At 54.1% G+C, this 8,389-nt stretch carries 8 protein-coding genes; 6 read left to right on the plus strand and 2 right to left on the minus strand.

Going from position 1 to position 8,389, the window contains the following annotated elements; all coding sequences use genetic code 11:
• Positions 1-345: 345 nt before the first annotated feature.
• The 5 genes from ABJK70_RS16630 (at position 346) to ABJK70_RS16650 (ending at position 5,328) form a co-directional block, all read left to right on the plus strand.
• Positions 346-1,854: a flagellin gene (locus ABJK70_RS16630; RefSeq protein WP_077732473.1), complete on the plus strand. Its 1,509-nt coding sequence runs from the start codon at positions 346-348 to the stop codon at positions 1,852-1,854.
• 76 nt (positions 1,855-1,930) lie between these two features.
• Positions 1,931-2,368: a flagellar protein FlaG gene (locus ABJK70_RS16635; protein WP_347258513.1), complete on the plus strand. Its 438-nt coding sequence runs from the start codon at positions 1,931-1,933 to the stop codon at positions 2,366-2,368.
• A gap of 115 nt (positions 2,369-2,483) precedes the next feature.
• Complete coding sequence (gene fliD, locus ABJK70_RS16640; RefSeq protein WP_347258514.1) at positions 2,484-4,535, plus strand: flagellar filament capping protein FliD; 2,052 nt, start codon at positions 2,484-2,486, stop codon at positions 4,533-4,535.
• 16 nt (positions 4,536-4,551) lie between these two features.
• The gene (gene fliS / locus ABJK70_RS16645) at positions 4,552-4,983 is read left to right on the plus strand and encodes a flagellar export chaperone FliS (RefSeq protein ID WP_077732470.1); all 432 of its coding nucleotides are present in this window, start codon (positions 4,552-4,554) and stop codon (positions 4,981-4,983) included.
• A gap of 24 nt (positions 4,984-5,007) precedes the next feature.
• Positions 5,008-5,328: a flagellar protein FliT gene (locus ABJK70_RS16650; protein ID WP_156879850.1), complete on the plus strand. Its 321-nt coding sequence runs from the start codon at positions 5,008-5,010 to the stop codon at positions 5,326-5,328.
• A 57-nt stretch (positions 5,329-5,385) separates the two neighbouring features.
• On the opposite strand, the gene ccsA is transcribed toward ABJK70_RS16650, so the two are convergent.
• Positions 5,386-6,210, minus strand: a complete 825-nt coding sequence (ccsA, locus tag ABJK70_RS16655; RefSeq protein ID WP_347258515.1) for a cytochrome c biogenesis protein CcsA — start codon at positions 6,208-6,210, stop codon at positions 5,386-5,388.
• Between the two features lie 94 nt (positions 6,211-6,304).
• Here ccsA and ffh point away from each other — a divergent pair, with 94 nt between their 5' ends.
• A complete protein-coding gene (gene ffh / locus ABJK70_RS16660; protein WP_347258516.1) occupies positions 6,305-7,663 on the plus strand; it encodes a signal recognition particle protein in 1,359 nt (452 codons plus the stop codon).
• Positions 7,664-7,727: 64 nt separating this feature from the next.
• Here the strand turns inward: ffh and ABJK70_RS16665 are convergent.
• The coding region (locus ABJK70_RS16665; RefSeq protein WP_347258517.1) for a 2-dehydropantoate 2-reductase at positions 7,728-8,389 on the minus strand (662 nt) is incomplete at its 5' end.

Here is an 8,389-nt window from a genome sequence, read left to right on the forward strand (position 1 = left end):
TCCCGAACGTCCTTCCGTTTTCGATTGGCCACGAACTCCCGGAGTGCCCGCTCGACCAGTTCACGCTTAGTCTTGGCATCGGAATACTTGAAAGCCTCTCTGACCTGCTCGTCGTTAAGAACGATGTTCGTACGCATATCAATACACCTCCTGGGGTGTATTTTGGCGCCATGCCGGAGGCGACGTCATAGGAAACAGCGCATCTTGGCCATAACTTAAGGCCGACAGAAAAACCTTTAAAGTTTCCGCCGTGGTGTCCGATAACGTTTACGAGAGTTGAATGCACAGCGCTGATGTCCTTGAGCTCGTCGATTTGAAAAATCCTAAAAGTTGAAGGAGACGATCATGTCCCAAGTGATTAATACCAATATTTCCTCGCTTAACGCTCAGCGCCAGTTGCTGAAGTCATCCAACGCGATGCAGACTGCAATGCAACGCTTGTCGTCCGGTGTGCGCATTAATAGCGCAAAAGACGACGCAGCCGGCCTTGCCATTGCAGACCGGATGACCGCGCAAATTAAAGGTTTGAATCAGGCCGCCCGAAATGCCAACGACGGCATTTCCATCGCGCAAGTCGCCGAAGGCGCCTTGGGAGAGGTCACGAACGCGCTGCAGCGTATGAGGGAACTGGCCGTACAATCCGCCAACGATACCAATACCGCGACCGATCGTGCTTCCCTGCAGAAGGAAGTGGCTCAGTTGCAGCAGGAGATTACCCGTATCGCCACTCAAACCCAATTCAACGGAAAAAATCTGCTGGATGGCTCGTTCACGAGTGCGAAATTTCAGGTTGGTGCGTATGCCGATCAGACGATCAGTTTCTCGATCGGGAACAGCAAGGCGACCAATATCGGATCGAACAGTCTCACCAATACGACGGGTACTGCGGTAGAGGCGGCGGCGGCAAGTGCTGATAAGACTGCTTTGACCGCTCTCAACCGTGTTGCGGCACAAAATCTAACGGTTACCGGGAATATCGGGTCCGCGACCTTGGCCGTAGCAAACAATGATTCAGCCAATGCGATCGCGACGGCTGTGAATAACGCCACGGCATCCACGGGCGTAACGGCAACGGCGCTGACTAAAGCAACTCTTTCCGGTCTAGCCGCTGCCGGTACGTTGACGTTTAATTTGTATGGTTCGAACAGCAGCGCCGTTGCGATCTCGGCAAACGTCTCCAGTACTGGCGATCTCACTTCGCTGGCGGAAGCCATTAATGGTGCGGCGGCAAGTACCGGTATCACCGCAGAACTGGATGCTTCGAGAAGTTCGATCACGCTGAGCCAAGCCGAAGGTTACGATATTGTCATCGAAGACTTTTTAAATAGCGCCGGCGCGGGCGGTACTATCAATTTCCAAGGCTTGAACGCTGACACCGGGGCAACGGAAGGTGCCGCCGCTACCTTGGGCGCAGCGGTGGGAACAGACTCTAGTAAAGTGGTCGGAACCCTCATGTTTAGCTCCGCAAGCTCGTACACCGTCACCACGGATACGACGGGTACCTTGTTCAGTGCAGCGACGAATGCAAGCACTCTAAGTGCAGTGGGAAGCATTAACGTCGGTACTCAGTCGGGGGCAAACTCGGCTATTAAGTCTGTCGACGGTGCACTCGCTTTCGTTGACGACCTCCGCGCCACCCTGGGCGCTGTCCAAAACCGCTTCAGCTCAGCGGTAGCCAATATGCAGGCCACTTCGCAAAACATCAGCGCCGCAAGAAGCCGTGTGTTCGATGCCGATTTCGCGGCTGAAACGTCCGAGCTGAGCCGGAATCAGATCCTGCAGCAGGCCGGTACGGCAATGTTGGCACAGGCGAATGCCTCAACCCAAAACGTGCTCTCGCTGCTTCGGGGTTAATTTCCGAGCTGGCTAAACCGGAAAGCGGGAACACTGAGGCGTTCCCGCTTTCTTCTTCGAGCAATAGGAGATCGATATGGAAGCCCCGATAGCTTTAGGCAATGTAACGGCTCTGAAGCCGAACATGGTGCGCCGCCAGACGGCAGACGAGGTGGGCTCTGAAACCCTCGCCGCAGCGGGAAGCACCGGGGCGGCAGAGCAGGTTTCTACGGTCAGGGCGGTTCCCCCGGCTTTGGCCGCCGAGGCGTTTGCTTCCTCGGGAAGAGAAGGAGAGAAACGGCAGGACGAAGTCGCCCATGCCGTGCGCAATTTCAACGAATTTTTTCAAATGGTGCGGAGAACGGTCCAGTTTTCCATTGACGAAGATTCGGGGCGAACGATAGTGCAAGTCAGGGATGCCGAGACCGATGAACTTATTCGCCAAATCCCCTCGGAAGAGATTTTGCGACTCGCAAAACATTTAGACGAATTCAAAGACGGATTTAAAGGCATGTTGTTGAAGGAAAAAGTGTGAGTTTGGACGGTTTGTCAGTTCGGCTGACGAGCCGGCTCGGCCGAATCGGTTCAAGCGTAAGGCGTGGATATATCCTTATTGGGACAGAGCGGCAACAGGTAATGCGGAGGGTTTGATGGCAGGTATTACATCGACGGGGCTCGGATCCGGCCTCAATATATCCAGCATGGTCAGCCAATTGGTGCAGGCGGAGCGTGCTCCGTTCGCTGCCCGTTTGGATCGGCAAGAAGCCGAGATCCAATCCAAGATTTCCTCGTTTGGAAATTTCAAGAGCGCTTTATCGGCTTTTCGGGATAGCCTCTCGGCGTTGAAAAACCTGAGTAGTTTTCAAAAGATCGGCGCAACTTCCAGCGACAGCAGTATTGTCAGTGCTTCGGCGGAAAGCAATGCCGATCTGGGTAATTACAAGATCGAGGTCAAGCAGCTCGCGCAGAGCCACGCACTGGCAACCGGTTACTTCGCATCGGCCAACGCAGTGGTTGGAACCGGGACTTTGACGCTGAAATTCGGCACTACGGACTATACGCCGCCGGTGGATGCCACCCCGGGTAGTTATAACGGATTTACCCAAAATCCCGACAAAGGCACGCTGACCCTTGAGATCGACTTGAGCAACAATACCCTCAGCGGCATCCGAGATGCTATCAACAACGCCAAGGCCGGAGTGACTGCGGTTATAGTCAACGATAGCGGCGGTTCTCGCCTTGTACTGAATTCGAGTGAAACCGGCGCCGAGAACAGCTTGCAGATCAGCGTAGCCGATGATGATGGAAATTCGGTCGACGCCTCAGGCCTGTCCGTCCTGTCTTTTAATGCCGCCGCTGCTAACCTCCAGCAGACCCAGATGGCGTTGGACTCGAAAATCGTTATCAATGGACTTGAGGTTACCAATGCGAGCAACACGATCAAAGATGCTCTTAAAGGGGTGACGTTAAATCTTCAATCCGCTCAATCCGAGAAGATCGTCAATGTGTCGGTCAGCCAGAGCAATGACGACATCAAAAAGCTTATAGAAGGTTTCGTAAAAAGTTTTAACGAATTGGCAAAGACGGACCGAAGCTTAACCGGCTATGACGCAGCCCAGAAAGCAGGCGGAATTTTACAGGGCGATCCCACGGTACGCGGCGGTATGGGGCAGCTTCGCTCGGAACTGGGACGATTTATCCAAGGTCTCGAAGGTTCGGCGAAAACCTTGGCCCATATAGGAATCCGAACGCAAAGAGACGGCACCCTCAATTTGGACAGTTCCAAGCTAAACGAGGCGCTAAATGCGGATCGGAGCAGCGTAGCCGCTTTGTTTGCGGCCATCGGGCGTCCCACGGATTCCGGGGTGATATATTCCAGCAATACCGTCGATACCAAGCCGGGAACTTATGCGGTCAATATTACCCAAGCAGCTACCCAGGGCTTTCTGAACGGCGGTGCCGTCAATTCATTGGTGGTGGACGGCGACAACGACACCTTCAAGATCAAAGTCGATGGGGTCTTGTCGGCAGATATCACCTTGACGCAAGCGACCTATAGCAATCATGCGGCTCTGGCGGCAGAGATTCAATCCCGCATCAATGGCGACAGTGCCCTCAAAGCAAAAGGTATTTCAGTTGGCGTGAGTTATGACGATGTCAACAATCGATTTGTCATTCAATCCAAAAATTATGGCTCGGAGTCTCAAGTTGAAATCACGCAGGTCGATATTAATAGTGAAGCGACCTTGGGATTAAAGCTCGCCTCTAGTTCGACGGAGGGCACCGGGGGCATGGATGTCGCCGGAAGCATCGGAGGTTTGGAGGCAACGGGCAAAGGGCAAGAATTGACCGCAACGGCGGGCGATGCCCAGGGGCTTAAGCTTCTGATCTCGGATACCAAGACCGGCGACCGGGGCGAGGTTGGTTTTTCCCGTGGGCTGATAGAACGACTGGACAAGGTGCTTGCCGGATTGTTGGACAGTAAAGGAGCCATAAAGGCGCGTACTGACGGTCTGGAAAAGAATCTCGAGAAAATTCAAGAAAGCCGAGAGCGTTTAGAGAGTCGAATGAGTGATTTCGAAAAGCGTCTTCTGGATCGATTCAATAAGATGGATGCTCTTTTGGGGCAGTTTCAGAGTATCAGCAGTTATTTGAGTCAGCAGTTGGCCGCTTTGCCACTGGCTAACCAAAACAAGAAATAAGAAGAGGTTATACGCCATGAGACCCGCTCAGTTTGCATTGAATCAGTATCGGCAAACTACCGTGCAGGCGAGTGCCGAGTACGCCGATCCGCATACTCTGATAATGATGCTTTTTAATGGGCTGAACGAAAAAATTTCCGTTGCCAAGGGCGCGATACAAAGGGGGGAGCTCGCCGAGAAGGGCCAAGCCATCGGCCGTGCAATTGAAATCGTCGGCTACCTCCAAGCCTGTCTGGACTTGGATAACGGCGGCGAAATCGCGGTAAATCTGGATCGACTTTATACCTATGTTACCGAGCAGCTGTTTTACGCCAGCGCGCAAAACGATCAGAGTGCCCTGGACGAAGTCGGCGGTTTGATAAAGGAGATCAAGAGTGCTTGGGAGGCGATACGAGAGCCGGTTCCGTCTCAGACTGTTGAAAACAGGTTAGCTTCAGCAAGCTTTTAATCGTCCGAGACCGGGTATGCCGCGATGTCAGATCTGACGCCCGAAACCGAGAAGCTTCTTGCAATGTGCCGTTCGATCCTAACGGCGGCCGAAGGTATGGAGTGGGAGAGGGTTGCTCGGCTGGAGAGGGAACGGATGCCCCTGATTGAGAAACTGTTTTCGCCGGCCTATCTTGAGAAAAGCGATAACGAGTCTTTGGTTCGTTTAGTCGAGGAAGTGCAGACCATCGACGGGAAGGTTATGTCTTTGATTGAGGCGGAAAGAAACCAAGCTGCTCAAGAACTACGCATGCTCAGAAACTCCCGGCAACGCGAGCAAGCTTATCGATCGGCTGAAAATGAGTGAGTTCAAAGAGTCCGGACACGCACTCGCATTCCGGGACCAGGGTCGGTGTCCGCACCATCAAGCCCGGTTCAATATCCATTCCAATACCATCTTGCTGCCGAAATAGGCCAGCATTAGCGACACAAAGCCTCCTAGCGTCCAGCGGATAGCTATGGTTCCCCGCCAGCCGTAGCGAGCTCGTCCGATCAGTAGTACGCCGAACAAGACCCAGGCAAGGATGGACAGCACGGTCTTATGGGCCAAATGCTGAGCGAACATGTCTTCCAGAAAAATAAAGCCTGTGAGCAGTGACACGCTAAGAAACACGAACCCGGCCGCAATCAGCTGAAACAACAGGGATTCCATGGTTTGCAGAGGCGGGAGCGAGCGTAGCAAGAGGTCGGAATGGTGGCTGCGCAGCCGCCAGTCCTGAAACGCCAGCAGCGCTGCCTGAAAGGCGGCAATATTGAGAAAACTGTAAGCGAGCATGGAGACCACGATGTGAATGGTCAAAGGCCAGGAAAGGTCTTTCACCGTGTGAACGCTCTCCGGGATGCTGAGTTTTAGCAGAAGGACCAGCGCGGCCATCGGAAAAATCACCATCCCGAGTTTATCCACCGGTTTCGCGAGAGCCGTCAGGAGCAAGATGGCTACGATCACCCAAGCCACTAACGACATCGCGCTCAGAAAGCTGAGGTTGAGTCCTTCGTTAGTCTGAAAGCCGCTGGTGAGCGCAAGCCCGTGCAAAACGGCGGCGAACCAACCGAGTGTCAAGGGTTTCAACCGCCGAAGCGTGGGTGTCTCCATGGCCGCATAGTCGTTCTCGCGCAGCGAGCGAATCAGGGTAAGAGCGGCAGCGACATAAGTGGCGATCGCTATGGCGCCAAACAGCGTAGAATTCATTTAAATCATGTCCTCCTGAGCTCTCTAGTCTGGCATAATGGCCGATCAAGATGAAGTAATCTGGGTATTTCCATAGCCCGTAGGATTAAGAGCCATGTTTGACAACCTTACCGAACGTTTAACCCAATCGCTCAAAAAAATTCGCGGTCAGGGCCGATTGACCGAGAGCAATGTTCAGGACACCTTGCGAGAGGTGCGTATGGCCCTCTTGGAAGCCGATGTGGCTCTACCGGTCGTCAAGGATTTCATCGAGCACGTCAAGACACGCGCCTTGGGGCAGGAAGTTCAGTCCAGCCTTACGCCCGGGCAGGCGCTAGTGAAGATCGTCAATGAAGAATTGATCGCCATCATGGGCAGTGCCCACGAGCGGCTCAGTCTGGCGACGCAGCCGCCGGCGGTGATTCTGATGGCAGGTCTCCAAGGCGCCGGTAAAACCACCACGGTTGCCAAGCTGGCCCGCTGGCTCAAGGATAACGAGCGCAAGTCCGTAGTGGTCGCGAGCGCCGATATCTATCGTCCGGCCGCTATCGATCAACTGCAAACTCTTGCCGCTGAGGTGGGCGCCGATTTTTTTCCGAGCGATCCGACGCAGAATCCGGTGGATATCGCTCGCAACGCCGTCGAATATGGCCGGAAGAAATACAAGGATGTCGTCATTATCGACACGGCCGGCCGTCTTCATATCGATGACGAGATGATGGAGGAAATCAGACAGATTCACTCCGCCATCGACCCGATCGAAACGCTGTTCGTGGTCGATTCGATGACCGGTCAGGACGCCGCCAATACCGCGAAAGCATTCGGCGACGCACTTACCCTGACCGGTGTCGTTCTGACCAAAACCGACGGCGATGCCAGAGGTGGCGCGGCGTTGTCGGTTCGCCACATTACGGGCAAGCCCATCAAATTCTTGGGTGTGGGTGAAAAGACAGCTGCCTTGGAACGTTTTCACCCCGATCGAATCGCGTCCCGAATCTTGGGCATGGGCGATGTCCTGAGTCTGATTGAGGAGGCCGAGCGCAAGATCGATAAGACGAAAGCCGAAAAACTGGTCAAGAAGATTCAGAAGGGCAAGTCTTTCGACTTGAACGACTATCGCGATCAACTGCTGCAGTTGAAGAATCTGGGCGGCGTCGCCGCAATGTTCGACAAGCTTCCCGGCATGGCGAACGTGCCGCAGCACGTGAAGGAAAAAGTGAACGACAAGGAAATGATTCAGCAGATCGCCATCATCAACTCGATGACCAAGCAGGAGCGGGCATTTCCGGATGTGATCAACAACTCGCGAAAACAGCGCATCGCAAAAGGCGCGGGCACGGATATGCAGAACATCAACCGTCTGCTCAAGCAGTATGATCAGATGCAGAAGATGATGAAGAAATTCAAGAAGGGCAATCTGATGAACATGCTGCGAGGGATGAAGGGCAATCTAGGACGGGGGATGCCGTTTTAGGGCGATTCTTGATTTGGCATCACGCCCGCCTCGCGCCGGCGTAATTTCGATTTGTGGCAGCGGGTTATCCGGTTCGACGGCTCAACTCTCTGAGCTTCATCAAAGCATAAACCGATTCAAGATGGGGAATCGGCACGCCTGCGTTCCATCCCGCCCTCACGGCATTACCTAGAATGGCCTCCGTTTCCATCGGCCGACCGGCCTCGAAATCCAGCAGCATACTGGTCTTGTATGGCGGCATCTTGTAGGTGCTCTCGATGTTTTTATCGACGGTATCTTCGGGCAACGGATGTCCCGTGGCTTTGGCGATCAGGCAAACCTCTTCCATGATGGCCCGAACGAAAGACTCTTGAGTCGAGAGTATGTCATTCGTGCTGAGCCCCGCGGAGAGGACCGACAGCGGGTTGAAGGGCGCGTTCCAAACGCATTTTTGCCAGCGGGCGGCAACGATATCCTCGGAGGCGACGCATGTAATACCGGATCGCTCGAATACTCTACAAAGCGCCAGAGCTTTTTCCGAAAGCCCCTGCGGATAATTGCCCAAGGCTAGCCGGCCGTAAGCCTGGTGCCAGATTTTGCCGGGTGCGGTGCGGGTGACGCATATAAATGCGAGGCCGCTGATCAGTTCGTTATCGGGAAAGGCTTTCGCGATTTCGTCTTCGATGTCGATGCCGTTGGAAACGAGAACGATGGACGTGTCGGGTCCCACGGCGTCTTTCAGAAGGC

The organism is Methylocaldum sp. (genome assembly GCF_039794385.1).
Lineage (GTDB): Bacteria > Pseudomonadota > Gammaproteobacteria > Methylococcales > Methylococcaceae > Methylocaldum.